Source organism: Mitsuaria sp. CC2, from assembly GCF_048957715.1.
Lineage (GTDB): Bacteria > Pseudomonadota > Gammaproteobacteria > Burkholderiales > Burkholderiaceae_C > Roseateles.
The window spans coordinates 1-25,585 of the sequence record NZ_JARVXN010000022.1 but is presented as its reverse complement, the minus strand read 5'-3'; the positions used below and the strand labels follow the sequence as shown (position 1 = coordinate 25,585).

General features: G+C 67.5%; 20 protein-coding genes and 2 pseudogenes. 12 read left to right on the top strand and 10 right to left on the bottom strand.

Going from position 1 to position 25,585, the window contains the following annotated elements; translation table 11 throughout:
- Window positions 1-187 precede the first annotated feature (187 nt).
- Window positions 188-1,405, bottom strand: a complete 1,218-nt coding sequence (locus PV762_RS15460) for a citrate synthase family protein (protein ID WP_421035895.1) — start codon at window positions 1,403-1,405, stop codon at window positions 188-190.
- Window positions 1,406-1,672: 267 nt separating this feature from the next.
- On the opposite strand from PV762_RS15460, the gene PV762_RS15455 reads away from it, so the two are divergent.
- The gene (locus PV762_RS15455) at window positions 1,673-2,689 is read left to right on the top strand and encodes a Bug family tripartite tricarboxylate transporter substrate binding protein (RefSeq protein WP_421035894.1); all 1,017 of its coding nucleotides are present in this window, start codon (window positions 1,673-1,675) and stop codon (window positions 2,687-2,689) included.
- 85 nt (window positions 2,690-2,774) lie between these two features.
- The gene (locus tag PV762_RS15450) at window positions 2,775-3,728 is read left to right on the top strand and encodes a 2-hydroxyacid dehydrogenase (RefSeq protein ID WP_421035893.1); all 954 of its coding nucleotides are present in this window, start codon (window positions 2,775-2,777) and stop codon (window positions 3,726-3,728) included.
- 3 nt (window positions 3,729-3,731) lie between these two features.
- Here the strand turns inward: PV762_RS15450 and PV762_RS15445 are convergent, their stop codons facing one another.
- A complete protein-coding gene (locus PV762_RS15445; RefSeq protein ID WP_421035892.1) occupies window positions 3,732-6,806 on the bottom strand; it encodes a PKD domain-containing protein in 3,075 nt (1,024 codons plus the stop codon).
- Between the two features lie 262 nt (window positions 6,807-7,068).
- Between PV762_RS15445 and ppa the strand changes: the two genes are divergently transcribed.
- A complete protein-coding gene (gene ppa / locus PV762_RS15440; RefSeq protein WP_421035891.1) occupies window positions 7,069-7,608 on the top strand; it encodes an inorganic diphosphatase in 540 nt (179 codons plus the stop codon).
- Between the two features lie 108 nt (window positions 7,609-7,716).
- Here ppa and PV762_RS15435 read toward each other — a convergent pair whose 3' ends face one another.
- Entirely contained in the window at window positions 7,717-8,964 is a 1,248-nt protein-coding gene (locus PV762_RS15435) for a GNAT family N-acetyltransferase (protein WP_421035890.1), read from the bottom strand.
- 58 nt (window positions 8,965-9,022) lie between these two features.
- Here PV762_RS15435 and PV762_RS15430 point away from each other — a divergent pair, with 58 nt between their 5' ends.
- Window positions 9,023-11,104 carry an NAD(+) synthase gene (locus tag PV762_RS15430; RefSeq protein WP_421035889.1) on the top strand — a complete coding sequence of 694 codons (2,082 nt, stop codon included), beginning with the start codon at window positions 9,023-9,025 and terminating at the stop codon, window positions 11,102-11,104.
- A gap of 111 nt (window positions 11,105-11,215) precedes the next feature.
- On the top strand, window positions 11,216-11,554 hold the full coding sequence (locus PV762_RS15425) for a P-II family nitrogen regulator (protein WP_067275693.1): 339 nt from the start codon (window positions 11,216-11,218) through the stop codon (window positions 11,552-11,554).
- A gap of 109 nt (window positions 11,555-11,663) precedes the next feature.
- Here the strand turns inward: PV762_RS15425 and PV762_RS15420 are convergent, their stop codons facing one another.
- Genes PV762_RS15420 through PV762_RS15400 form a run of 5 tightly spaced genes read right to left on the bottom strand, consistent with a single transcriptional unit; the run spans window position 11,664 to window position 14,610 of the window.
- Window positions 11,664-12,041 (bottom strand): diacylglycerol kinase, encoded by a 378-nt coding sequence (locus PV762_RS15420; protein WP_421035888.1) that lies wholly within the window; start codon window positions 12,039-12,041, stop codon window positions 11,664-11,666.
- 60 nt (window positions 12,042-12,101) lie between these two features.
- Complete coding sequence (locus PV762_RS15415) at window positions 12,102-12,653, bottom strand: RDD family protein (protein ID WP_421035887.1); 552 nt, start codon at window positions 12,651-12,653, stop codon at window positions 12,102-12,104.
- Window positions 12,654-12,662: 9 nt separating this feature from the next.
- Window positions 12,663-13,520 (bottom strand): DUF3106 domain-containing protein, encoded by an 858-nt coding sequence (locus PV762_RS15410; protein WP_421035886.1) that lies wholly within the window; start codon window positions 13,518-13,520, stop codon window positions 12,663-12,665.
- 8 nt (window positions 13,521-13,528) lie between these two features.
- Window positions 13,529-14,047, bottom strand: coding sequence for a DUF3619 family protein (locus PV762_RS15405; RefSeq protein ID WP_421035885.1), 519 nt, complete (start codon window positions 14,045-14,047; stop codon window positions 13,529-13,531).
- Window positions 14,044-14,610 carry an RNA polymerase sigma factor gene (locus tag PV762_RS15400; protein ID WP_421035884.1) on the bottom strand — a complete coding sequence of 189 codons (567 nt, stop codon included), beginning with the start codon at window positions 14,608-14,610 and terminating at the stop codon, window positions 14,044-14,046. The genes PV762_RS15405 and PV762_RS15400 overlap by 4 nt, the downstream gene beginning before the upstream one ends.
- 288 nt (window positions 14,611-14,898) lie before the next feature.
- Between PV762_RS15400 and PV762_RS15395 the strand changes: the two genes are divergently transcribed.
- The 7 genes and pseudogenes from PV762_RS15395 (at window position 14,899) to pbpG (ending at window position 24,161) form a co-directional block, all read left to right on the top strand.
- Window positions 14,899-16,695: an acetolactate synthase 3 catalytic subunit gene (locus tag PV762_RS15395; protein ID WP_421035883.1), complete on the top strand. Its 1,797-nt coding sequence runs from the start codon at window positions 14,899-14,901 to the stop codon at window positions 16,693-16,695.
- 175 nt (window positions 16,696-16,870) lie between these two features.
- The gene (gene ilvN, locus PV762_RS15390) at window positions 16,871-17,362 is read left to right on the top strand and encodes an acetolactate synthase small subunit (protein WP_067275674.1); all 492 of its coding nucleotides are present in this window, start codon (window positions 16,871-16,873) and stop codon (window positions 17,360-17,362) included.
- 65 nt (window positions 17,363-17,427) lie between these two features.
- A complete protein-coding gene (gene ilvC, locus PV762_RS15385) occupies window positions 17,428-18,444 on the top strand; it encodes a ketol-acid reductoisomerase (protein WP_088403544.1) in 1,017 nt (338 codons plus the stop codon).
- A gap of 92 nt (window positions 18,445-18,536) precedes the next feature.
- Window positions 18,537-19,385, top strand: a complete 849-nt coding sequence (gene pssA, locus PV762_RS15380) for a CDP-diacylglycerol--serine O-phosphatidyltransferase (protein ID WP_421035882.1) — start codon at window positions 18,537-18,539, stop codon at window positions 19,383-19,385.
- A 263-nt stretch (window positions 19,386-19,648) separates the two neighbouring features.
- Window positions 19,649-21,334 carry a 2-isopropylmalate synthase gene (gene leuA / locus PV762_RS15375; RefSeq protein WP_421035881.1) on the top strand — a complete coding sequence of 562 codons (1,686 nt, stop codon included), beginning with the start codon at window positions 19,649-19,651 and terminating at the stop codon, window positions 21,332-21,334.
- 62 nt (window positions 21,335-21,396) lie between these two features.
- A pseudogene (locus PV762_RS15370) lies at window positions 21,397-22,939 on the top strand (2-isopropylmalate synthase).
- A 184-nt stretch (window positions 22,940-23,123) separates the two neighbouring features.
- Entirely contained in the window at window positions 23,124-24,161 is a 1,038-nt protein-coding gene (gene pbpG / locus PV762_RS15365) for a D-alanyl-D-alanine endopeptidase (RefSeq protein WP_421036014.1), read from the top strand.
- Window positions 24,162-24,233: 72 nt separating this feature from the next.
- Here pbpG and PV762_RS15360 read toward each other — a convergent pair whose 3' ends face one another.
- Window positions 24,234-25,001, bottom strand: coding sequence for an IclR family transcriptional regulator (locus PV762_RS15360; protein ID WP_088403548.1), 768 nt, complete (start codon window positions 24,999-25,001; stop codon window positions 24,234-24,236).
- A gap of 120 nt (window positions 25,002-25,121) precedes the next feature.
- Window positions 25,122-25,585, bottom strand: a pseudogene (locus PV762_RS15355) (phytoene dehydrogenase); the annotation flags it as partial.

Sequence of the window (25,585 nt, the reverse complement as noted above, 5' to 3'; positions counted from 1 at the left end):
GCGGGGGCGGGCAACAACTGGCCCCGGGCATGTCGTGTGCCTCGCCCCGTAGCCTTTACAGGCGCTTGGAGCACGGCGCCCGAAGCCGGCGGAGCCGGTGCCCCTCGCCGCTCACAGTCTTCGCTTCGCTCAGGGTTCGCTTCGAGGGGCACCGGCTCCGCCGGCTTCTCCGGACCGGGGACCGCCGTCAGCGCTTGCGACGTTCCTTGCGAGGATCGAGGGGCCGCGCGGCGCTCGGACCGATGTAACGGCCGCGCGGCCGGATCACGGAATCGATGGCGAGCTGCTCCATGCTGTGGGCCAGCAGACCGACGCTGCGCGCAATCGCGAAGATCGCGAAGCCCGCGTCCGGCGGCAGCTTGTAACGCGCGACGAGCGCCGCCAGCGCCACGTCCATCGACGGCGGCAGGCCGGTGAGCGCGACGACGCGCTCGATCAGGCGTGCGATCGCAGCGGGCGGCTTGAAGTCCGCCATCAGCGACGCGGCGCGCGGATCGCCTTCCGGATAGATGTGATGGCCGAATCCGGGCAGCGGCATCGCGGCGGCCAGGTAGCGGTCGACGACGACATCCGCACCGTCGCGCTCGACCTCGTCGAACAACGTGCGCACGCGTCCCGAGGCGTCGCCGTGCAGCGGGCCGGAGAAGGTCGTCAGACCCGCCAGCAGGCAGGCCGGCAGCGACGCGCCGGTGGACGCAGTGATGCGGGCGGAGAAAGCCGAACTGGTGATCTCATGATCCGCCGCCAGCACCAGCGTCTTGCGCAGCAGCGCGGCCACCGCGCGCGGCTGCCCCCAGCCGCGTGCGAGGCGCTCGTGCAGCGGCAGCGATGCTTCGCCCGTGGCGCCGAAGGCGACGGCCAGCCGTCCGACCAGCGCCGAGGCTTCCTCGATCAAGACGCGGGGCACGCGCCCGCGCGTCGAGTGTCCCGTGGCGGTGAGCGCCGCCAGTTCGGCGAACGCGCGGACGCGACCGCCCGGCAGCGCGGCGACGACCTCCAACGCCGCGCGCGACGACGAGCCTGGAGCGACCGCGGGACGTGGAAACGACGGCGTCGTTTCGGCATTCCACAGCAGCCGCGCCGCGTCCTCCAGCGTCGCGGTCGCGGCCAGCTCGACGACGTCGATGCCACGGTAGAACGGACGTCCGTCCGAGAAGGTCGAGACTGCCGTCGGAATGCTGGGTTCGGCGCCGAACAGCGTCGTCGCGGCGAGCGTCTCGCGCGTGCGCCCCGTCTCCTTGCGCCGCAACAGCGCCTTCACGTCCTCGGCGCGGTAGAGGCTGCGGCGCGAGTCCTGCGGATCGGGCTCCACGCCGATGCGCCCGCGACTCACGTAGGCGTAGATCGTCTGCGCTCGCACCCCGAGCGCGTCGCGTGCTTCATCCAGCGTCATCCAGGCGGCCATCGGGTCGTCGTCTCGCTCAGCGTCATTGATGCGTCAATGTATTCGTCAACATTCAGCTTGTCCACGCATCGACCATCACTCCATACCCGTCGACTATTGCGAAGGAATAAGGCGATGAATCCGTCGTCGACGCTTCAGATTGATATTGATCGTCAATATTGACCCTGCATGTCTCCGCTGCCAGCATGAGCCCACGCGACATCGACGGAGTCCGACCAGAAGCCTCCGCGATGCCGGCCCTCATGCCCCTTTCATGGAGACAACCGCATGAACCGCATCCACAGCTTTCATCGCTTTCAGCCTGCCCGACGCCGCACCGCGCTAGCCTTTGCCGGCGCCGCCGCCTTCGTCTTCCTCGGGTCCTCCGCCTCCTTCGACGCGTTCGCGCAGGGCGAGGCCTTTCCGTCCAAGGCGATCACGATCGTGGTCGGTTCCAGCCCCGGCAGCACCACCGACGGCCTGGCGCGCGCCATCGGCGCGGAGATCACCGCCGCGACCAAGGTGCCGGTGATCGTCGAGAACAAGGCCGGCGCCAGCGGCGGCATCGCCGCGCAGGCGGTGGCGCGATCGCCCGCCGACGGCTACACGCTGTTCATCACGACCAACACGACGCAGGCCGCCAACCCGCACCTGTTCCGCAAGCTCGCGTACGACCCGGTGAAGGACTTCGCCCCCGTGGGGGCGCTGGTGAAGGGCTACCTGCTGCTGGTGACGAATCCGCGCATCCCGGCACGCAACGTGACCGAGCTCAGCGCGATCGCGAAGCAGCAGCAGCTCACCTTCGGCGCGGGCAGTTCGTCGGCCCGCGTGGCGGCGGAACTGTTCCAGCAGATGACGCAGACGCAGCTGACCTATGTGCCGTACAAGGCCAACCCGCAGGCGATGGTCGACCTGGTCGGCGGTCAGGTCGACCTGATGATCGTGGACCTGACCACCAGCCTGCCGCAGGTGAAGGCCGGCAAGCTCAAGGCCCTGGGCGTCAGCAGCCCCAAGCGTTCGCCGCTGGTGCCGGACCTGCCGACCATCGCGGAGGCAGGCCTGCCCGGTTACGAGATCAGCTACTGGAACGCGGTCTACGCGCCCGCGGGCACGCCGGCGCCCGTGGTCGAGCGCATCAACGCGCTGATGCAGAAGGCGATGACCGCGGAGCCGGTGAAGCGCTTCGTCGAGCAGAACGGCATGGAGCCCTTCACGTCGACGCCGGCGGAGCTCGCCAGCTTCCAGGCCGCCGAATACAAGCGCTGGGGCGCCGTCATCAAGACGGCCGGCATCCAGCCTGAATGACACCCGATGAGCTCATCCGATGAGTCCGAAGAACTCGGTGCGCTCGAGCGACACCTTTCCGATCCTTCCTGAAGTAGAGAGCGCCATGAAGCCGAACATCCTGCAACTCAACCCCATCCTCGTGCCCGCGATCAACGCGGAGCTGGACGCGCTGTACACGATGCACCGCCTCTACGAGCAGGCCGATCCGGACGCCTATCTCGCGACGCACGGCGCGACGCTGCGCGGCGTGATCACCGGCGGGCACACCGGCATCTCGCGCGCGATGATGGAGCGGCTGCCGGCGCTGGAGGTCGTCGCGGTGAACGGCGTCGGCACGGACGCCGTGGACATCGCGTACGCCCGCTCGCGCGGGCTGCCGGTGACCGGCACCTTCGGCGCGCTGACCGAGGACGTCGCGGACATGGCGCTGGCGCTGCTGCTGGCGACGGCCCGCCATGTCGCCTCGGTGGACCGCTTCGTGCGCGGCGGCCTGTGGCCCAAGTTCCCGCAGCCGAACGCGATCCCGCTGGCGCGTCGCGTGAGCGGGATGCGCGTGGGCATCGTGGGTCTGGGGCGCGTGGGGCGCGCGGTGGCGGAACGCGTCGGGGCCTTCGGCTGCCCGGTGCGCTACACCGACCTGAAGGAGATCGCCGGCGTGCCGTGGGCCTTCGAGTCCGATCTCGTGCAGCTGGCTCGCGACAGCGACGCGCTCATCGTCTGCGCCGCGGCGGACAGGGCCCGCGACCTGATCGACGCCCCGGTGCTGGACGCGATCGGGCCGCGCGGTTTCCTGATCAACGTCGCGCGCGGACGCCTGGTGAAGGAATCCGACCTCGTGAAGGCGCTGCAGGAGCAACGCATCGCCGGGGCGGGACTGGATGTCTTCGCGGACGAGCCCAACGTGCCGCCGGCGCTGCTGGACCTCGACAACGTCGTGCTGCAGGCGCATCGCGCCAGCGCGACCGAGGAAACCCGCGCCGCGATGGGCCGGATGGTGCTGGAGAGCCTGGCGCAGGCGCTGGCCGGCCAAAGGCCGGCGCACAGCCTGACGACCTGATCGTCAGGGCTGGAAGGCGGTGACCATCACCGCGTTGCCGCCGGTCATGGCCAGTTGGCCGTTCGACAGCACGGCGACGCCTTCCACGGTGTTCAGGTTGGCGGGCAGCCAGCCGGGCATCGTGCGGCGGCTGTTGTCGCTGGCCAGCACCTTCTCGAGCCAGCCATCGGTGCGCAGGCGCAGCACGCCATTGAAGGCGGCGATGTAGAGCTCGCCGCTGACCGGATCCAGCGCCAGGCCCATCGGCGCCCAGGCGCAGTTCGCGCCCAAAGGTCCGTCCACGTCGCAGTAGTATCCGTTGGCCCGTCCGGCGATCGTCGTGACGACGCCGGCGGGCGTGATCTTGCGGATCCGGGCATTGCCGTAATCCGAGACATAGACGGTGCCGTCCGGAGCGGCAGTCAGGTGGCTAGGGAAGTTGAAATACGCGCCGTTGCCCGTGCCGTCCTGGAAGTTCGGATAGCCGCCGATGCCCGCGATCGTCGAGACGACGCCAGCCGGCGTGATCTTGCGGATCGCGTGATTGAAGTCGGCCACGTAGACGTTGCGCGCGGCGTCGACCGCCACGCCCAGCGGCGAGTAGAAACGCGCCTGCGCCGCGGGACCGTTGGCGTAGCCCATCGTGCCTTCCTCGCCGGCCAGCACGCTCTGCGTGCCGTCGGGCGCAACCTTGCGGATCACGTTCATGAACGCATCGGCGACGTAGACGTTCTCCTGGTCGTCCACCGCCACGCCGCCCAGGCGCGGGATTGATCGCAGGTAGGGCGTCGTGCCGTAGACCTGCACCGAGTTGCTCGAGAACACCGCCAGCGTCGTGACCTGGCCGCTGGACGAGATCTTGCGTAGAGCGTGGTTCATGCCGTCTGCGACATAGATCGCGCCGCTCGGACCTTGCGCGATACCCGACGTGCCCCAGAACGCAGCCGCGTTGGCGGCGCCGTCGATCCGCGCGAAGGCGGGCGGCTTGCCGGCGAGGGTGGTGAGTGAGAAGTCGGCGTTGACGCGCTGGATGATGTTCCGATAGCCGTCGGCGACGACCACGGTGCCGTCCGGCGCGACCGCGATCGCGCGCAGCGAACCGTTGGACATCACCGGCAAGGTGCTGACGGAGCCCGCCGGCGTGATCTTGCGGATCTTGCCGTCGTCCTGCAGCACGTGGACGGTGCCGTCCGCGGAGACCGCGATGTCCCGGATCCAGGTGAAGTCGGCGGCGGCGCCCTGGCCGTCCGTGGTCTGGTTCGGCAGTCCGTTGTAGACCCGGCCGGCGACGGTGGTGACCGTGCCGTTCGCACTGACCTTGCGGATGCGGTTCGATTCCGCGACATACAGCGAGCCAGCCGCGTCATAGCCGATGCTGTAAGCGCCGTTGAAGTTGGCCGCGATGCCCTGGCCGTCGGCGTTGCCTGACGCGTTGAGCACGCCCGCCAGATAGGTGACGGTGCCGTCGGTCTCGAGGCGGCGGATCACGTTCGATCCCGCGAACGCCAGCGCGCCGTTCGGCGCGCGCGCCATGCCGCTCACCGACATGTCGGCGCCGGCCGGCGTCGTGCTCCACGTGGGAGTCGGATTGAGGAGGGTGCCGTCGGCGGCGAAGCGCTGCAGCCCGCCGCAGGCGATGAGCAGATCGATCGCGCCGTTGTCGTGCGGCGCCAGGTAGGCATTGGTGTCGTCACCCCAGTAGCCGCAGCTGTCGTAGCGCAGTTTGATCGTCGAGACGACGCCCTGCGGCGTCAGCTTGCGTACGGCGGAGTTGCCCGCGTCGCCGATGAACAGGTTGCCCGCGGCGTCGAACGCCAGGCGGTTGGGCGATTTGAACTGGGCCTGAAGCGCGGGGCCGTCGACGCGGGTCTCGCTGACGCTTTCGCCGGCCAGCTGCTTGAGCACCTGGCGCGGTCCGACGCTGATCGTGCCGGTGGCGGTGGAGAGGAGGCCGTAGCGGTTCTTGACCGTCAACGTCACCGTGTAGGTGCCCACCGCCGGGAAGACGTGGGTCACGCTGCTGTAGTTGGTGGCCACCGGACTGCCGTCGCCGAAATCCCAGCGGTACTCCTGGACGGAGTTGCTCGGATTGGTGATATCGCCGGAGACGCCGCCAGACAGGGTGACGGACGAGCTGGCCTCGCCGGGTTTCACCTGCGACTGCGACACGGACAGGGTCAGGCCCGAGACCGCGGTGGGCTCCTGCACCGTCACCGAGAAGGTCGCGACCGCCGTGGCGCCGGTGGCGTTGCGACGGGTGGCTTTCACTTCGTAGGTGCCCGTCTTCTTGAACCAGACGTTGTTGTAGGTGTCGGACACCGACGAGAAGACTTGTCCGTCCACTTCGAGCGACACGTTTTCGCCGGCCGCGAGCGCGGGCGCGAGGTTCAGGGGCACGCCGTTGTCCAGGTAGACCAGCGTCGGCGCGGAGATGCTCAGCGTCGGCGCGTCGGTGGAGACGTTGACGGTCGTGCTGGCGCGGCGCTTGATGCCGTTCTCATAGGTGGCGACCACCGAGATGGTGTACTGCCCCTTGGCGTCGTAGGCGGGCTGGGGGTTGGCGCCTTGCGCGGTACGCCCGTCACCGAAGTCCCAGTCGAACTGCACGGGGGTGAGCGGGAAGCTGGATGCCCAGACCGTGACGGGCTGCCCGACGGAGTAGACGCCGGCATTGGCGGCCTGGACGCTCAGCCCGTCGGGGCTTTCCACGACGACGAAGGTCGAGGCCTCCGCGCGCTTGCCCGCAGCGTCCGTCACCGTGAGCAGCACCGAGTAGCGCGACGCCGAGGCGAAGGCGTGATCGACGACTGCGCCGGCCGCGGCGCCACCGAGGGTGACGCCGTCGCCGAAGGCCCATTGGTAGGTGTAGGGGGCCGTGCCACCAGTGGCCGCGCTGGTGAACTTGATCGAGCCGCCGGTCACCGTCGCGGCGGGTGCCACGCCGGAGATGGTCACGCCCAGCGGCACCGGCGGCGGTGTGCCGTTCGCGCCTGCGTCGGATCCACCGCCGCCGCCACCGCCACCGCATGCGGCAAGCGCCATCATGAGCACGACAGCCAGCAGTCGCGCCGCCCAGGCGGGCGCGCGCAAGACATTCATCCCGAGCATCCTCAACTCCCTCGCAGGCGCGCATCCGGCGCCGAATCCGTCTTGTTTGTTTCCCGCGTGTGACGACATTGGCACATCGCGGCGGGCCGGATTCTGCATGAGCGGCGCCGCGAAACTCTCCGGCCGATGGGGGATGTCGGCCCCGCGAACGCGGGGGGCAGGGCCGTCGTCAGGCCGGTATCAGGCGAACCTCTAGAATCGCGGCTTCTCCGGATCGCTCCGGAATCCCCTGCATCCACCGCTGTCCACCACCATGAGCCTGCACAAAGTCACCCCCGGCGCGAAGGCGCCCGAGCAGTTCAACGTCGTCATCGAGATCCCGATGAACGCCGACCCGATCAAGTACGAGGTCGACAAGGAAAGCGGCGCGCTGTTCGTCGACCGCTTCATGACGACGGCGATGCACTATCCGTGCAACTACGGCTACGTGCCGCAGACGCTGGCCGACGACGGCGATCCGGTCGACGTGCTGGTGATCACGCCCTTCCCGCTGACGCCGGGCGTGGTCGTCACCTGCCGCGCCATCGGCGTGCTGCAGATGGACGATGAAGCCGGCGGCGACGCCAAGCTGCTGGCCGTGCCCACCACCAAGATCCTGCCGATCTACGAGCACTGGACCAAGCCCGAGGACATCAACCAGATGCGCCTGAAGGCGATCCAGCATTTCTTCGAGCACTACAAGGACCTCGAAGCCGGCAAGTGGGTGAAGGTCAAGGGCTGGGAAGGCCCGGAACAGGCCAAGAAGGAAATCACCGACGGCATGGCCAACTACGCGAAGGCGCAGCAAGGCTGACCGACGAGGCCTCCCAGGGAGGTCTGAAGTGCAAGAACAAGGCGCCCCGAGGGGCGCCTTGTCGTTGCTTGTCCCGACACGCCCACCGCGGCGTCCGGGTCGCGCCCTTCAGGCGACCGCGTCGTCAGGCGGTATCGCCTTGAACGGCTGGTGCCGTTCCAGTTCGTCGATGTACTCGTTCATCGCCTCGCCCTCCTGGGTGAGGAAGTCCGCCACCGCCTCGCGGAACTGCGGGTGCGCGAGCCAGTGCGCCGAGTGGGTCGCCACCGGCATCAACCCGCGCGCCATCTTGTGCTCGCCTTGCGCGCCGCCTTCGAAGCGGCGCCAGCCGTTCTCCAGGCACCACGCCAGCGGCTGGTAATAGCAGGCGTCGAAGTGAAGGTTGGGGATGTAGCGCGTCGAGCCCCAGTAGCGCCCGTAGGCCGCGCGCTGCGATTCGTCGATCGCCACCAGCGAGGCGGCCACGCGTTCGCCCGCCGCGTCCCGCGCGACGAACATCAGCCAGTGTTCCGGCATGTCCGCCGCCATCCGTGCGAAGAAGTCGCGCGTCAGGTAGGGCTTGTTGCGGTGCGCGAGGTAGGTCAGCGTGTAGCACTCGTAGAAGAAGTCCCAGTCCTCGGCGGTGATCGCCGCGCCGCGCAGCGGCTCGAAGCGGATGCCCGCCTCGACGACCTTGCGCCGCTCCTGCTGGATCTTCTTGCGCTTCTCCCGCTGCAGCGTCGCGAGGTAGTCGGCGAAAGGGCGCGGCACGCCATCGCCGGTCCAGTGGAACTGCACCTGCTGCCGCGCGAGCCAGTCGTCGCCGGTGAGCGTGCGCTGGTCCTGGTCGTCGCCGAACAGCACATGCACGGAGGAAAGCTCCGAGCGCGCCGTCAGGGCCCGCAAGGCCTTCACCAGCCACGCGCGCGCGGCGTCGTCCTTCGCCAGCAGGCGGCTGCCGGGCACCGGCGTGAACGGCACGGCCACCAGCAGCTTCGGGTAGTACGCGAGCCCGTGCCGCTGATAGGCATCGGCCCAGGCCCAGTCGAACACGTACTCGCCATACGAGTGGCCCTTGAGGTAGGCCGGACAGGCGGCGATCAGTTCGTCGCCGTCCCACACGCTGAGGAACTGCGCCTGCCAGCCCTTCTTCGGCACCGCGGAACCCGACGCGTGCATCGCGCTCAGGTACTCGAGCTTCATGAACGGCGACGGCAGCGGCGAGGCGGCGAGCAGCGCGTTCCATTGGTCGCGGGGCAGCGCGGCGGGGTCGTCGTCGACGCGGATCAGCGGCTGGGCACGGTCATGCACGGGCTCGTGCCCGTGTGCGAATTCGGACGCGTCAGCGGCGGGGGAAGGCGAGGGTGGGGCGGTCATGCGCGGCAAATCTTAGGCGCAAGCTCAATCCCTTCGCTTTGATGGCAGGATGCTTGCCATGCAAGCGACGACGACTTCCCCCCCGACCGGTCTGTCATTCGACAACCTCTACGCCCACGACTTCGCCCGCATCGCCGTCGGCATCCCGTTGTGCCGCGTGGCCGATCCGGTCTTCAACGGCGAGCAGACCGCGCAGCTGCTGCGCGAGGCCGCCGCGGACGGCGCCGCGGTCGCCGCCTTCCCTGAGCTCGGACTGGCCGCGTACACGAGCGACGACCTCTTCCACCAGCGCCCGCTGCTGGACGGCTGCGAAGCAGCGCTGGCGCATCTGCTGACGGTGTCGCGCGACCTGCCTACCGTCGCGATCGTCGGCCTGCCGCTGCGCATCGAGCACCGGCTGTTCAATTGCGCGGTGGTGTTCCAGCGCGGCCGGCTGCTGGCCGTGCTGCCCAAGACCTACCTGCCCAATTACGGCGAGTTCTACGAGGCGCGCCAGTTCAACGCCGCCGACGAGGCGATCTCCGAAGAGATCACGCTGCTCGGCCAGCGCGTGGCCTTCGGCACGCGGCTGGTGATCGCCGCGAGCGACCAGCCGCTGCTGCGCCTGCACGTCGAGATCTGCGAGGACGTCTGGACGCCGATCCCGCCGTCGTCGTACGCCGCGCTGGCCGGCGCGACCGTGCTCGTGAACCTGTCGGCCTCTAACATCACGGTGGGCAAGTCGGGCTATCGCCATCAGCTCGTCGGCCAGCAGTCGGCGCGCTGCCTGGCGGCCTACGTCTACACCTCCGCCGGCGCCGGCGAGTCCAGCACGGACCTCGCCTGGGACGGCCAGGCGCTGGTCTACGAGAACGGCAGCTTCCTCGCGGAGAGCGAACGCTTCCAGCGCCGCTCGCAGCTCGTGTCGGCCGATGTGGACCTGGAGCGCGTGTCGCGCGAGCGCATGCGGCAGACGAGCTTCGGCGATTCGGTGCGGCACCACGCGCCCTTGCTGAAGACCTTCCGCACCGTCGAGTTCGAACTGGGTGTCGATCGCGGGCTGCCGCTGCCGCTGCGACGTCGCGTCGAGCGTTTCCCGTACGTGCCGTCGGACCGGCAGCGCCGCGACGAACGCTGCAATGAGGTCTTCCAGATCCAGGTCCAGGCGCTGGTGCAGCGGCTCGTGTCCAGCGGCATCCACAAGCTGGTGCTGGGAATCTCGGGCGGCCTGGATTCGACGCACGCGCTGCTGGTCGCCGCGCGCGCGATGGACCAGATGGGGTGGCCGCGCACCAATATCCTCGGCGTCACGATGCCAGGTTTTGCCACCGGCACGCGTACCCGTGACCAGGCCTTGCGGCTGATGCGCGAGATCGGCTGCGAGGCCCGCGAGATCGACATCCGGCCGAGCTGCGAGCAGATGCTCGAGGACCTCGGACATCCGTACGCGGCGGGCGAGCCCGTCTACGACGTGACCTTCGAGAACGTCCAGGCCGGCGAGCGCACCAGCCACCTGTTCCGCCTGGCCAATCACACCGGGGCGCTGGTGCTGGGCACCGGCGACCTGAGCGAGCTCGCGCTGGGCTGGTGCACCTACGGCGTCGGCGACCACATGTCGCACTACAACGTGAACGCCTCGGTGCCCAAGACGCTGATCCAGTACCTGGTGCGCTGGGTCGCGGAGACGGCGCAGCTCGGACACGCGGGGCAGGAGGTGCTGCTCGACATCCTGAACACGGAGATCAGTCCGGAACTCGTGCCGCAGGACGCGCGCGTGGAGGGCTCCGGGCTGCAGAGCACCGAGGACAAGATCGGTCGCTACGAGCTGCAGGACTTCAACCTCTTCTACACGATCCGCCATGGCTACTCGCCGGCCAAGATCGCGTTCCTCGCGCGTCATGCCTGGGGCGACAAGGCACGCGGCGACTGGCCGGACGGCGAGCACGTCCAGCGCAACGAGTACCCGCTCGCCGAGATCAAGCGCGTGCTGCGGATCTTCGTGAGCCGCTTCTTCCGCGGCAGCCAGTTCAAGCGCAGCTGCGTGCCCAACGGGCCCAAGGTGGGCAGCGGCGGGTCGCTGTCCCCGCGCGGTGACTGGCGCGCGCCCAGCGATTCCGAGCCGGAGGTGTGGCTGGCCGAGCTCGACCGCATCCCGGATTGAGGCGACGGATCGGGCGATGCCTCCCTTCTCCGATGGCGGGCGTTCAATTGAAACGATCCGTGCTTAAATCACAGCCAGTCCTGCCCGCCAATCCCCTTTCGGAGCCCCGTGATGAAACAGATCACCGCCATCATCAAACCGTTCAAGCTCGACGAAGTCCGCGAAGCGCTGGCCGAGGTCGGCGCCTCCGGCCTGACCGTCACGGAGGTGAAGGGCTTCGGCCGCCAGAAGGGTCATACCGAGCTGTACCGCGGCGCCGAATACGTCGTGGACTTCCTGCCGAAGGTGAAGGTCGAGGTGGTCGTGAAGGACGACGAGGTGGAGCGCTCCATCGACGCCATCCTGAAAGCCGCCAAGACCGGCAAGATCGGCGACGGCAAGATCTTCGTCACCGCCGTGGAGCAGGTCATCCGCATCCGTACCGGCGAACAGGACGAAGCCGCGGTCTGACCGCGCGGCCCCGACGGGGCCAGAAACAAGGAAGGGCGGGCGCCGGTGGGCGTCCGCCCTTTGTCATTCAGGCGCTCAGTCAGACGCCCGTCAAGCTTCAGCCGCGGCGTCAGCGCAGGTGTTGCCAGAGGGCCGCCGCCCAGATGCCGCCCGCCAGCACCAGCGACAGCAGCACGGCGGCGCTGGCGATGTCCTTGGCGCGCTTGCTGAGGTCGTGCAGCTCGAACGACACGCGGTCGACGACCGCCTCCACCGCCGAGTTCAGCAGCTCCACGATCAGCACCAGGATCAGCGAGCCGGCCAGCAGCGCGACCTGCACCCAATCCCGCCCGAGCCAGAAGGCCAGCGGAAGGCCGATGATCGTCAGCCAGGTCTCCTGGCGGAAGGCGCTCTCGCCGCGGTAGGCGGCGCGCAGGCCGTCCCAGGAGTAGCCAGCAGCGTGCAGGATGCGATCCAGGCCGGTGCGGCCCTTGTGGGGGTTGCTCATCGTCGCAATCGTCGCAATCGTCGCAATCGCCGAGATCGTCGAAATCGGCGCAGAGGGGGGTCAGGAGTCTGCCGGCAACGCGGTCGCCTTCTTCGCGCGGGGCGGCGGCAATTGCGTGATCAGGCGGGTGCCGCAGATCACGTCGTGCAGGAACTGCCGCTGCGGGTGCAGCCGTGCCAGCAGCAGGTAGCCGGCGATGCCGGCGAACATCGTGCCGAAGATCGCCCCGGTGCTGTGGTCCAGGCCCAGCGCATGCACGCTGGCCAGGGCCGGCAGGAACCACAGCCAGGCGGCGAGATAACGTGCCGTGGCCCGGGCCTGCGTGAGCGTCCGGCCCTGGGCGTCGACGACGCGCAGGTGCCAGGCCCGCATGGCCACGGTCTGGCCGCCACGCGACCAGAACCAGATGAAATAGATGCCCAGCACCAGGAACAGGAAGGCCTGCAGGCCGTGTTGCCCGACCAGCGCGTTGCGCTGCTGGGTGAGCGTCGAGTAGAGCCAGCCGGCGATGAAAACGACGCCGAACAGGACGACGCCTTCATAGATGAAGGCGGCGAGGCGGCGCATCAGGCCCGGCGGAGCGACGTCGCCGGCAACGGGTGCGGAGGTCATCGGGCCAGTTTAGCGGCTGGCGGCATCGCGTCGGGGGAGCAGCGTGTCCGGGTCGAGCTTCGCGTCGCGCGGCGAGCGGATCGGCCGGCCGCGCGCGGCGCTGGCGCCGGCCAGTGGCGGCTGGGCGCGCTGCGTCATCAGCACCGTGGTCGCGCCGGGCTGGGCCTGGACGATGGTGGGGCCGGTCGTTGCCGTCAGCGGTGTGCGCTGGATGGGCGCCTTCGCCCGCGTGGGCGCGGCGGGCACGTCGCGACCCGCGGCCGAGGCCTTTTCCGCTGCGCGTTCCACCAGGCGCTGGCGCGTCTCCGGGGGCAGCGCCTGATAGGCGTCCCACTTCTCGCGCATCCTCGCTTCCTGCTCGGGCGCACGGAGCTCGTTCGCGTGCTGGTAGCCGATGCGGGCGCGCTGGCGTTCCGCCGGCGACATCCTCGTCCACTCGACCATGCGTTCCCGCAGGCGCTGCTGATGCTCCACCGGCAGGGTCGGGTAACGGGCGGCGATCTCCAGCCACTTGCCCTTGCGGGCACCGTCGAGTTGGTCCCATTCCTTGGACAACGGGGCCAGCGCTTCCTTCTGGGACGCGCTGAGCGAAGCCCAGTTCTGGCTGCTGGTCAGCGCGCCCGGCGTGGTCGTCGGCGCCACCGGTCTCGGGGGCGACGAGGCGTGCGGCGCGGCTGTCGCGGGGCGGCCGTCGAGCGGCGCGGAGGCGGACGTGTCCTGCGCCGAGGCGGTTGCGGCTCCCCACGCCAGCGCGCCGCAGGCGGCCACCAGGCTCAGGCGGCGCACCCAGCCGCGCGAGGCGGCACGATCAGGGAAAACGATGGGATCTCCCGCTGCGAGCGGGAGCGGGCGGAAGGAACTGACCACGCACCGCCTCACTGCGACGATTTGGCTTCGTCGGACTTCTCGCCGTCGGCGGCGCCGTTCGGATTGTTGGGGTCGGTCTGGTTTTCGTTCAGGTACTCGCGGAAGCCCGGATCGCTGTACGCCGCCGGCGGCAGCGGCTTGGAGAGCATCTCGGTGTCGAGTTCGGCCGCGCTGCGGATCTGCTCGTACCACTGGCTGTGCTGGATCAGCAGCAGGCCACCCAGCAGCAGCGCCAGCGGCAGCAGCGCGGCGGCCTTTCTCCAGCGCGGGGTCTTCTCGCCGCCGCCCAGTGCCAGGGTGCCGCCGCCGACCTGACGAGCGTCGGACACGGTCTGCGCGGGCGCCGCGGCGCGCGCGGCCATCGCCTTGGCCAGCGCCTGCTCACGCGCGAAGCGCAGCCGTTCCTGGATGTCGCCGGAGAGGGTCTCGCTCTGCTCGGTCAGTCCCGCGGCCACCCGAAGGCCGAAACGGGTCACGCGCGCATCCGCCTCCAGCGGCAGCGGCGTTCCTGGCGTGTTCTTCTTCATAGCGAGATTCCCTTGGCTTTCAGCGTTTTGGCCAGCGCATGCACGGCGCGGGAGCAGTGTGTCTTCACGCTGCCCTCCGAGCAACCCATGACCGCTGCCGTTTCGGCGACGTCGAGTTCCTCCCAGTAACGCAGCAGGAAGGCTTCCCGTTGACGGGCCGGCAAAGCGGCCACTTCCTCTTCGATGGCGGCCAGCACCTGGACACGCGACACCTCGTCCGCGGCCGACAGCGCCCCCATCGATCCTTCCCGCGTCTCCAGCGATTCCAGCAGGTCGAAGTCGTCGCCGGGATCGGCGCCTTCGAAGTCCGACAGGTTGCTGAAGAGCGCGTTGCGCACCTTCTGCCGCCGGAACCAGTCCATCGTCGCGTTGGACAGGATGCGCTGGAACAGCAGCGGCAGCTCCGCCGCCGGACGGTCGAAATACTTCTCGGCCAACCGGATCATGGCGTCCTGGACGATGTCCAGGGCGGCGTCCTCGTCTCGCACCATGTAGACCGTGCGCTTGAAGGCGCGTCGATCGGCGGTCTTGAGAAAGTCGTTGAGTTCTTTGTCTGTGGCCAAGGGCTGGCGCCATCGAAGGCGATCTGGCTGAGGGCGGTCTGGCGGAGGGCGGTCCAGCGGGCAAAACGGCGCGGATTATCGCATCAGCGCTACAGACCGCCATCGGTTCCGAACCTCTGCGGGTTTGCGTGCATAATCAGCGGCTCGCACACCGCATTTTCTGTCTCAAGTAGGCCGCCCAACCGGGGCGCCCCTGTTTTTGACGCGACGTTTCAAGTCCGCTTCAAAAGAGCGAGAGGAGAGACACCGATGGTTTTTCGTCAGAGAAAAAACTCAGAGGTTCGACATATGGACATGTCTGCCGCGGACATCAAACGTGCAGCGATCACGGAAGCTCGCTCACAACCGCACCCCCATTCCGTCAGTTCCGGTCAGGAACTGAATGGCTCCGAAATCCTGGTTCAGAGTCTTCAGGCCGAAGGCGTGAAGTTCCTCTGGGGCTATCCAGGCGGCGCCGTCCTCTACATCTACGACGCGCTCTACAAGCAGGACGCCATCCAGCATGTGCTGGTACGCCATGAGCAGGCCGCCGTCCATGCCGCCGACGGCTATGCCCGGGCGACTGGCGAGGTCGGCGTCGCGCTGGTGACCTCGGGTCCGGGCGTCACGAATGCGATCACCGGTATCGCGACGGCGTACATGGACTCGATCCCGATGGTGATCATCACCGGACAGGTCCCGACGCCCGCCATCGGCCTCGACGCCTTCCAGGAATGCGACACCGTCGGCATCACGCGTCCGATCGTCAAGCACAACTTCCTGGTCAAGGACGTGCGTGACCTCGCGACGACGTTGAAGAAGGCCTTCCACATCGCGCGCACCGGCCGTCCCGGCCCGGTCGTGGTGGACATCCCGAAGGACGTGTCGCTCAACCGCACCGCGTTCCACTACCCGGAGCGCGTCGAGATGCGCTCCTACAACCCGGTGAAGAAGGGCCACAGCGGCCAGATCCGCAAGGCGGTCCAGCTGCTGATGGGCGCCAAGCGGCCCTACATCTACACCGGCGGCGGCGTCATCCTGGGCGAGGCCACGGCGGAACTGCGCCAACTGGTCGAACTGCTGGGTTACCCCTGCACGAACACGCTGATGGGCCTGGGCGCCATGCCCGGCAGCGATCCGCGTTTCCTGGGCATGCTCGGCATGCACGGGACCTACGAAGCCAACATGACGATGCAGCACTGCGACGTGCTGCTGGCCGTCGGTGCGCGCTTCGATGACCGCGTGATCGGCAACCCGAAGCATTTCTCGTCGGTCGATCGCAAGATCATCCATGTCGACATCGATCCGTCGTCGATCTCCAAGCGCGTGCGCGTGGACATCCCGATCGTCGGCGATGTCAAGGACGTGCTGCAGGAGCTGATCGCGCAGATCAGGGAAGCGCAGGCAAGACCTGACGCCGAGGCGATCAATGCCTGGTGGAGTCAGATCAACGACTGGCGCAAGCGCGACTGCCTGGCCTACAAGCAGTCCAGCGAAGTCATCAAGCCGCAGTACGTCCTTGAGACCTTGTGGAACCTGACCCGCGACCGCGACGCCTACTTCACCTCGGACGTCGGCCAGCACCAGATGTGGGCCGCGCAATTCCTCCGTTTCAACGAGCCGCGCCGCTGGATCAATTCCGGCGGCCTGGGCACGATGGGTGTCGGCCTGCCGTACGCGATGGGCATCAAGCTGGCGAAGCCGGAGTCGGATGTGTTCTGCATCACCGGCGAAGGCAGCATCCAGATGAACATCCAGGAGCTGTCCACCTGCCAGCAGTACAAGACGCCTGTGAAGGTGGTCTCGCTGAACAACCGCTACCTCGGCATGGTGCGGCAGTGGCAGGAGCTGGACTACGGCAAGCGCTACTCGCACAGCTACATGGATGCGCTGCCGGACTTCGTCAAGCTGGCCGAGGCCTACGGGCACGTCGGCCTGTTGGTGGAGAAACCTTCGGACGTGGAGCCTGCGCTGCGGGAGGCGATGCGCCTGAAGGACCGCACCGTCTTCATCGACGTGCGCACCGACCCGACCGAGAACGTCTGGCCGATGGTGCAGGCGGGCAAGGGCATCTCCGAGATGCTGCTGGGGTCCGAGGACCTCTGAGACCGTTGACGGCCTGAAGCCGTCCGGCGTGACGCGCGTTACCGCGCGCCTCGCGACCGGCGGCGGACGGCTCGAAGCGTTCGGAGCGAACCGGCCTGATTCCTAGATCGAAGAGCGTGGCCAAGGGCTGACCGGTTACCGCCGGCGGCCTGAAGAGCGCGAAGGACGAGATTCCATGAAACACATCATTGCTTTGCTCATCGAGAACGAGCCGGGGGCGCTGTCGCGCGTCGTTGCGCTGTTCTCCGCCCGGGGCTACAACATCGAGAGCCTGACCGTGGCGCCGACGGAAGACCCGTCGCTGTCGCGGATGACCATCGTCACCAGCGGCAGCGACGACGTGATCGAGCAGATCACCAAGCACCTGAACCGGCTGATCGAGGTCGTCAAGGTCGTCGACCTGACCGAGGGCCGCTACATCGAACGCGAGCTCATGCTGATCAAGGTGCGCGCCGTCGGCAAGGAGCGCGAGGAGCTCAAGCGCACCTCCGACATCTTCCGCGGCCACGTCATCGACGTCACCGAGAAGACCTACACGATCGAGCTGACCGGCGACGCCGGCAAGCTCGACGCCTTCATCGACGCGATCGACCGCAGCGCGATCCTCGAGACGGTGCGCACCGGCACCAGCGGCATCGGCCGCGGCGAGCGCATCCTGCGCGTCTGAGCGCCGCGACCACTGAACATCCTTCACCGAACAACCCCTGACCTGTTTTCCCCGGAGAGACCACCATGAACGTGTATTACGACAAGGACGCCGACCTCAGCCTCATCAAGGGCAAGAACGTCACCATCATCGGCTATGGCTCACAAGGCCACGCCCATGCCCAGAACCTCAACGAGAGCGGCGTGAAGGTCACCGTGGGGCTGCGCCGTTCCGGCGCGTCCTGGGCCAAGGCGGAAGGCGCCGGTCTGAAGGTCGCCGAGATCGCCGACGCGGTGAAGGCCGCCGACGTGGTCATGATCCTGCTGCCCGACGAGCAGATCGCCGACGTCTACAAGAACGAAGTCGAGCCCAACATCAAGCAGGGCGCGTCGCTGGCCTTCGCGCACGGTTTCAACGTCCACTACGGCCAGGTGCAGCCGCGCGAGGACCTGGACGTGTGGATGGTCGCCCCGAAGGCCCCGGGCCACACGGTGCGCAACACCTACAAGCAGGGCGGCGGCGTGCCCCACCTGATCGCCGTCTACGCCGACAAGACCGGCAAGGCGCGTGACCTGGCCCTGAGCTACGCGGCGGCGAACGGCGGCGGCAAGGCCGGCATCATCCAGACCTCGTTCCGCGAAGAGACCGAGACCGACCTGTTCGGCGAGCAGGCCGTGCTGTGCGGCGGCGCCGTCGAGCTGATCAAGGCGGGTTTCGAGACGCTGACCGAAGCCGGTTACGCGCCGGAAATGGCCTATTTCGAGTGCCTGCACGAGCTCAAGCTGATCGTCGACCTGATCTATGAAGGCGGCATCGCCAACATGAACTACTCGATCTCCAACAACGCGGAGTACGGTGAGTACGTGACCGGCCCGCGCGTGGTGACCGCCGCGACCAAGGACGCGATGCGCCAGTGCCTGAAGGACATCCAGACCGGCGAGTACGCCAAGTCCTTCATCCTGGAGAACAAGGCCGGCGCCCCGACGCTGATCAGCCGCCGCCGACTGACCGCCGAGCACCCGATCGAGCAGGTCGGCGAGCAGCTGCGCGCGATGATGCCGTGGATCAAGGCCAACAAGCTGGTCGACAAGTCCAAGAACTGATCCACGCAGATCGCGTCAGATCAGTCCAGAAGGCCGCGCGGGTCGCACCGTGCGGCCTTTTCCATTGATGCGCTGGGTTATCCTCCCGCCCCATGAATCCAAGTCAGAACAAGAGCGTGGACCTGCTCGACGAGGACGAGGCCGATGGCCTCGACGTCCCGCAGCGCCCGCGCCACAAGGGCATCTACCTACTGCCCAACCTCTTCACGCTGGCGGCGTTGTTCAGCGGCTTCTACGCGATCGTGATGGGCATCGGTGGCCGCTTCGAGCAGTCGGTCTACGGGATCTTCGCCGCCATGGTGCTCGACAGCCTGGACGGACGCGTCGCGCGCATGACCAACACGCAGAGCACCTTCGGCGAGCAGATGGACTCGCTGTCCGACATGGTTTCGTTCGGCGCGGCGCCGGCACTGATCATGTATTCCTGGGCGCTGCAGGGCCTGGGCAAGTGGGGCTGGTTCGCCGCCTTCGTCTACATCGCCGGCGCCGCGCTGCGTCTGGCGCGCTTCAACACCAACATCGGCGTCGTGGACCGGCGCTTCTTCCAGGGCGTGCCCAGCCCGACCGCGGCCGCGCTGGTGATGAGCCTGATCTGGGCGTTCGACAGCGCCGGCTACAAGGACATCCACCGCGATCCCGCGCTGGCGTGGCTGGCTTTCGGCTTCACGCTCTACGCGGGCCTGACGATGGTGACCAACGCGCCGTTCTACAGCTTCAAGGACATCACCTTCAAGCGTTCGGTGCCGTTCATCGTCCTGGTCGTCATCATGCTGGCCATCGCGGCGATCAACATCGACCCGCCGCGCGTGCTGTTCGGCGTTTTCTGCGCGTACGGCATCTCGGGCTACATCGTCTATGCGGTCCGGCGCGCCAAGGGCAAGCCGGCCAGCGTCATCGCGATGTCGACCGATGAGCCGGATGAAGCAGGGCTTCACCGATAGCGAACGCTCGCCGGCCAGGTATTCGCCCGGCGGCGTTGACGGGCTGGATGCCGCGCCTCTATATTCAACCGCTATGACGTTCTTCCGCGAAACCGCCAGCATTACGCTGCTACTACGAGGTGACCTTCGGGTTCGCTAGATCGCGCACGTCCGTCCATCCAGACGCTCTTCCCAGATCAACGGCCCGAATGCAACTCGCAACGGGCCGTTCCTGTTTCTGGAGAGTCTGCGAGTTGCGCCCCTGAACCCACAGGAACGCTCTCATGCTCAAGCAACCGCAGACCAAGTACCGCGCCTTCGCCCCCATCGCCCTCCCGGACCGCCGCTGGCCCGACGTGCAGATCACGAAGGCGCCGCTGTGGCTGAGCACCGACCTGCGCGACGGCAACCAGGCCCTGATCGAGCCGATGGACCCCGAGCGCAAGCTGCGCATGTTCCAGATGCTGGTGAAGATCGGCTTCAAGGAGATCGAGGTCGGTTTCCCGTCCGCGTCGCAGACCGATTTCGACTTCGTGCGGCTGCTGATCGAGCAGGGCCATATCCCCGACGACGTGACGATCCAGGTGCTGACGCAGGCGCGCCAGCCGCTGATCGAACGCACCTTCGAATCGCTGGTCGGCGCCAAGCGGGCCGTCGTCCATCTGTACAACGCGGTTGCTCCGGTCATGCGTCGCGTCGTGCTCGGCATGAGCGAGGACGAGATCGTCGACCTGGCCGTCACCCACACGCGGATGATCCGCGAGTTCGCCGGGAAGCAGCCGGAGACGGACTTCCGCTTCGAGTACTCGCCGGAGATGTTCTCCAGCGCCGAACTGAGCTTCTCCAAGCGGGTCGTCGATGCGGTGACTGAAGCCTGGGGTGCGACCCCCGAGCGCAAGATCATCATCAACCTGCCGTCGACGGTCGAGCACTCCACGCCCAACCTGTTCGCCGACATGATCGAGTGGATGGGTCGCAACGTCGCACGGCGCGACTGCATCGTGCTGTCGGTGCATCCGCACAACGACCGCGGCACCGGCACGGCCGCGGCCGAGCTGTCGATCATGGCCGGTGCGGACCGACTCGAAGGCTGCCTCTTCGGCAACGGCGAGCGCACCGGCAACCTGGACCTGGTGAACGTCGCACTCAACCTGTACACGCAGGGCGTGCATCCGGAACTGGACTTCTCCGACATCGACGAGATCCGCCGCTGCGTCGAGCATTGCAACCAGCTGCCCGTGCATCCGCGCCATCCGTACGTCGGCGAGCTGGTCTACACCTCGTTCTCGGGCTCGCACCAGGACGCGATCAAGAAGGCCTTCGCCGCCCGCAAGGAGGGCGACATCTGGGAGATCCCCTACCTGCCGGTGGATCCGAAGGACCTGGGCCGCAGCTATGAAGCGGTGATCCGTGTGAACAGCCAGTCGGGCAAGGGTGGCATCTCGTATCTGCTCGAAGCGGAGTACGGCATCGAACTGCCGCGACGCCTGCAGATCGAGTTCAGCCAGATCGTCCAGGGCGTGATGGACACGAATGGCAAGGAACTCGGCGCGGCCGACCTGTGGCGGATCTTCGATCGCGAGTACGGCGTGAAGCAGGCACCGTCGCTGCATCCGCAGATCGACACCGCCGAGGACGGCCAGACCCGCGTCCAGGCGCAAGCCGACCTGTGCGTGCGCATGGTGAAGATCGACGGGCAGGGCAAGGGACCGATCGACGCCTTCGTCGAGGGCCTGAACAAGCTGCTGAAGACCCAGGTGCGGGTGCTGGACTACCACGAGCACGCGATGGGCAGCGGCGCCGATGCGCAGGCGGTGGCCTACCTGGAGCTCCGCGTGGGCGAGGCCACGATGTTCGGCGTCGGCATGGACGGCAACATCGCGTCGGCCTCGCTGAAGGCGATCGTTTCCGGCCTGCGTCGTGCGTCGCAGCGCGGCGTGCTGAAGCTGGCCGACCGCATCGCCGCCTAAACTCACCGATCGGGCCGCTTTCCGGCCCGCGGCCCGGCCCGCCACCGCAAGGAAGCCCCCTCATGTCCGACCACCTGATCATCTTCGACACCACCCTGCGCGACGGTGAGCAATCGCCCGGCGCGTCCATGACCAGGGACGAGAAGCTGCGCATCGCGCGGCAGCTGGAGCGGTTGAAGGTGGACGTGATCGAGGCCGGCTTCGCGGCGGCGAGCCAGGGCGATTTCGAGGCGGTCAAGGCGATCGCCGACGCGATCAGCGACAGCACGGTCTGCTCGCTGGCCCGCGCGAACGATCGCGACATCGGTCGCGCCGCCGAGGCGCTCAAAGGCGCGGCGCGCGCCCGCATCCACACCTTTATCGCGACCAGCGAACTCCACATGGAGAAGAAGCTGCGCATGACCCGCGAGCAGGTGCTGGAGCAGGCGATCCAGGCCGTGCGCTTCGGCCGCAATTTGACCGACGACATCGAGTTCTCGCCGGAGGACGGCTACCGCTCCGATCCGGAGTTCCTGGCCCGCGTCGTCGAGGCGGTGATCCGCGAAGGCGCGCGCACGATCAACATTCCCGACACCGTCGGCTACGCGATTCCGGAGCTCTACGGCCAGTTCATCAAGACGCTGCGCGAGCGTGTTCCGAACTCGGACCAGGCGATCTGGAGCGTCCACTGCCACAACGACCTGGGCATGGCGGTGGCGAACTCGCTGGCCGGCGTGAAGATCGGCGGCGCCCGCCAGATCGAGTGCACGATCAACGGACTGGGCGAACGGGCAGGGAACTGCTCGCTGGAAGAGGTCGTGATGGCGGTGAAGACCCGCCGCGACTATTTCGGGCTGGACGTGCGGGTGGACCCGTCGCAGATCGTTCCGGTGTCCAAGCTGGTGTCGCAGACCACCGGCTTCGTCATCCAGCCGAACAAGGCGGTGGTCGGCGCGAATGCCTTCGCGCACGCCTCCGGCATCCATCAGGACGGCGTGCTGAAAGCGCGCGACACCTACGAGATCATGCGGGCCGAGGATGTCGGCTGGAGCGCCAACAAGATCGTCCTGGGCAAGCTGTCGGGACGCAACGCGTTCAAGCAGCGGCTGCAGGAACTGGGCGTGGTGCTGGAGTCTGAGGCGGAGATCAATGCCGCCTTCGTCCGCTTCAAGGACCTCGCCGACCGCAAGTCCGAGATCTTCGACGAGGACATCATCGCGCTGGTGATGGACGAGTCGGTCACCCAGGTCCAGGAGCATTTCCGGCTGGTCGCGCTGGCGCAGCGCTCGGAGACCGGCGAGCGGCCGCAGGCGCAGGTGGTGTTCGCCGAGGGAGAAACCGAACATCGCACCGAAAGCGATGGCAACGGTCCGGTGGACGCGGTGCTCAAGGCGATCGAGAGCAAGGTGCAAAGTGGGGCGGAAATGCTGCTGTATTCGGTCAGTGCGATCACCAGCGGCAGCACAGAATCGCAAGGCGAAGTCACGGTGCGCCTGCAACATGCGGGGCGCGTGGTGAACGGCGTGGGGGGCGGATCCCGATATCGTGGTCGCTTCCGCCAAAGCATATTTGAGCGCTCTGAACAAGTTGCAGAGCAAAACGGAGCGGGTCGCCGCCCAAGGTTGACAGGACAGCGCACGCGGCGCCCATGGCCGCGTCGGATGGCACGGATTCAGGTACTTTAAGAGCCTGCGTTAAGTCATTGATCTTGCCGGTCTTTCAGCGATCCCCTAAACTCGCGCCCACTGACCTGGGGACTGGATTGAAGACCATTGCGACATTGCTGTCTGGTGCCGCGCTCAGCGGCGTCATGTTGCTGACGGGCTTGACCGCCAGTCTCGTGCCGATCCAATCGGTGCAGGCGGCCGCCTCGTCGTCCTCCAAAGCCAAGGTGAAGAGCGTGCGGCAGGCCAAGCCGGCCCCGCGCTCGCCACGCAAGGTGGCTGCCCGCGCGGCAGCCCCGGTCCGGGAGGTCGTCCCGTCCAAACCGTCCTTCGGGACGATGTACGGTCTGCACGACACCGAAGATCCCCTCGACCTGAAATCCAGCGTCGCCTACGTCGTCGACCAGGACACCAACGAGGTCCTGTTCTCGAAGAATCCGTCGGCGGTGCTGCCGATCGCGTCCATCACCAAGCTGATGACCGCGTTGCTGGTCGTCGAGGCGAACCAGTCGCTGGACGACAAGATCGAAATCACCGACGACGACAAGGACACCGAGAAGTTCACCGGTTCGCGCCTGGCCGTCGGCACGACGCTGACGCGTGGCGAACTGCTGCACCTGGCACTGATGTCCTCGGAGAACCGGGCGGCGCATGCGCTCGGTCGCAACTATCCCGGCGGGCTGGAAACCTTCGTCGCGGCGATGAATGCCAAGGCGCACATGCTGGGCATGATGGACACGCATTACGTCGAGCCGACCGGTCTGTCCAGCCGCAACCAGTCGAGCGCCGCCGACCTGGCCAAGCTGGTCAAGACCGCCCACGCCTTCCCGTTGATCCGTGAGCTGTCGACCTCATCCGAATACACCGTGGCCCTGGGCCGCAAGCAGGTCCGTTTCGGCACGACCAACGGCTTGGTCCGCAAGGGCGACTGGGACATCGGTCTGCAGAAGACCGGTTTCATCAACGAAGCCGGCCAGTGCCTGGTGATGCAGGCGCAACTTGCCGGTCGCAAGCTGATCATGGTGTTCCTGGACTCCGCCGGGAAGTATTCCCGCATCGGCGACGCCGAGCGGGTCCGCAAGTGGCTGACCGGCGCCGCCTCGCCATTGGCAGCCGTGGCGACTCCCGCTGCCGCGACCACGGTCAGTGCAACCGCCCTGACACCGGTGATCTCGGCCAAGTAAGCGTCAGGTACGCCGGAATGAAAGAAGCGGGCCTTGTGCCCGCTTCGTCATTACCGAATCCCAGTTTCAGCCTCAGCCGCGGAAGCCGAGCGACGCCGAGATCCGCGTCGCCGTCTCTTTCAGTCGGGGCAACCAGCCTTCTTCAAGGCGGTCCGCGGGCGCCGAGATCGACAGCCCCGCCACCAGCTTGCCCTGATCGTCGTAGATGCCGGCGGCCATGCAGCGCACGCCCAGTTCGAGCTCCTCATCGTCGCGCGCGACGCCGCGCTGGCGGACCAGCGCCATCTCGCGTTCGAGCAGCGTGATCTCCGTCAGGCTGTTGCGGGTGTGACCGGAGAGTCCCGTGCGCGTCGCATACGCGCGCACGCGCTGGGGATCGTCGCTGGCCAGGAAGAGCTTGCCGACCGAGGTCAGGTGCAGCGGCGCCCGGCCGCCGACCGCGCGCACGACCTGCATGCCGCTTCGTTCGGAGTAGGTGCGCTCGATGTAGACGATCTCGTCGCCTTGCCGGACCGAGAGGTTGACCGGCTGATGGGTAAGCTTGTGGAGCTCCCGCATCGGACCGATGGCGGCTTCGCGGACGTCCAGGCGCGCCTTCACGAGGTTGCCCAGTTCCAGCAGACGCATGCCCAGCCGGTAGCTGCCAGCCTCGGGGCGGTCCACGAAACGCCCCAGCGTCAGATCGTTCAGGATGCGGTGGGCGGTGGAGGGGTGCAGGCCCGTGGTCTCGCTGATGAGCTTCAGCGACACGGGGTCCTGATGCTGGGCCAGTACGTCGAGCAGCGCGAACGTGCGCTCGAGGACCTGGATGGCGGGGGTCTGCAGCTCCTTGGACTTCATGGCGGACGATTGTGAAGGATTTCTCACGGGTTTTGCATGGCGAAACCGAGAGCGGTTCGTCGCGGGCGAAATCCGTCGTTTTTGCCCATCAGCGGTGCGCGGATCGGGCCGAAAGGGGCGTCAGGAGGACGAGGCGCCGACAGGCTGCCGCATTGCGGAACGGGCCGCGGACAGACCGCTTTGCACGGCGCCTTCGAGCGTGGCCGGATACGGGCCTGCGGGGTAATCGCCGGCGGCCCAGATGCCTGGTCCGATCGATGCGTCGGGGCGATTCAGTCCAGGCGTGCAGGCGAAGGTCGCGCGCTTTTCGCTCAGCACGCGGACGATCTTCGGCGGCGTCGCCCATTGGAAGTGGCGCTGGGCCTGTGCCAGCGCCGCAGCGCCGGTGGCGTCCAGTCCCTGCGAGACCCAGGGCGCGGCGCCGCTGACGACCAGACTGAACAGACCAGGATGCTGACCGAGCTGGCCGAGGTCGAAGGCGAACTGCGCCGGCTCGGTCGCCGATTCGCGCAAGGCAACCATCGGCGCCGGCAACGCCGATCCGGCGCTCTCCAGATAGATGGTGACGATCGGCTGGAATTCGA

Bases quoted from the DNA above. Each gene is read 5' to 3' on its own strand.
- pssA (WP_421035882.1), top strand. From the start codon at position 18,537: ATGAATCCAAGTCAGAACAAGAGCGTGGACCTGCTCGACGAGGACGAG.
- PV762_RS15395 (WP_421035883.1), top strand. From the start codon at position 14,899: ATGGACATGTCTGCCGCGGACATCAAACGTGCAGCGATCACGGAAGCT.
- pbpG (WP_421036014.1), top strand. From the start codon at position 23,124: ATGTTGCTGACGGGCTTGACCGCCAGTCTCGTGCCGATCCAATCGGTG.
- PV762_RS15445 (WP_421035892.1), bottom strand. From the start codon at position 6,806: ATGAATGTCTTGCGCGCGCCCGCCTGGGCGGCGCGACTGCTGGCTGTC.
- PV762_RS15360 (WP_088403548.1), bottom strand. From the start codon at position 25,001: ATGAAGTCCAAGGAGCTGCAGACCCCCGCCATCCAGGTCCTCGAGCGC.
- PV762_RS15460 (WP_421035895.1), bottom strand. From the start codon at position 1,405: ATGGCCGCCTGGATGACGCTGGATGAAGCACGCGACGCGCTCGGGGTG.
- ilvN (WP_067275674.1), top strand. From the start codon at position 16,871: ATGAAACACATCATTGCTTTGCTCATCGAGAACGAGCCGGGGGCGCTG.
- ppa (WP_421035891.1), top strand. From the start codon at position 7,069: ATGAGCCTGCACAAAGTCACCCCCGGCGCGAAGGCGCCCGAGCAGTTC.
- PV762_RS15425 (WP_067275693.1), top strand. From the start codon at position 11,216: ATGAAACAGATCACCGCCATCATCAAACCGTTCAAGCTCGACGAAGTC.
- PV762_RS15430 (WP_421035889.1), top strand. From the start codon at position 9,023: ATGCAAGCGACGACGACTTCCCCCCCGACCGGTCTGTCATTCGACAAC.
- PV762_RS15450 (WP_421035893.1), top strand. From the start codon at position 2,775: ATGAAGCCGAACATCCTGCAACTCAACCCCATCCTCGTGCCCGCGATC.
- PV762_RS15420 (WP_421035888.1), bottom strand. From the start codon at position 12,041: ATGAGCAACCCCCACAAGGGCCGCACCGGCCTGGATCGCATCCTGCAC.
- leuA (WP_421035881.1), top strand. From the start codon at position 19,649: ATGCTCAAGCAACCGCAGACCAAGTACCGCGCCTTCGCCCCCATCGCC.
- PV762_RS15405 (WP_421035885.1), bottom strand. From the start codon at position 14,047: ATGAAGAAGAACACGCCAGGAACGCCGCTGCCGCTGGAGGCGGATGCG.
- PV762_RS15435 (WP_421035890.1), bottom strand. From the start codon at position 8,964: ATGACCGCCCCACCCTCGCCTTCCCCCGCCGCTGACGCGTCCGAATTC.
- ilvC (WP_088403544.1), top strand. From the start codon at position 17,428: ATGAACGTGTATTACGACAAGGACGCCGACCTCAGCCTCATCAAGGGC.
- PV762_RS15455 (WP_421035894.1), top strand. From the start codon at position 1,673: ATGAACCGCATCCACAGCTTTCATCGCTTTCAGCCTGCCCGACGCCGC.
- PV762_RS15415 (WP_421035887.1), bottom strand. From the start codon at position 12,653: ATGACCTCCGCACCCGTTGCCGGCGACGTCGCTCCGCCGGGCCTGATG.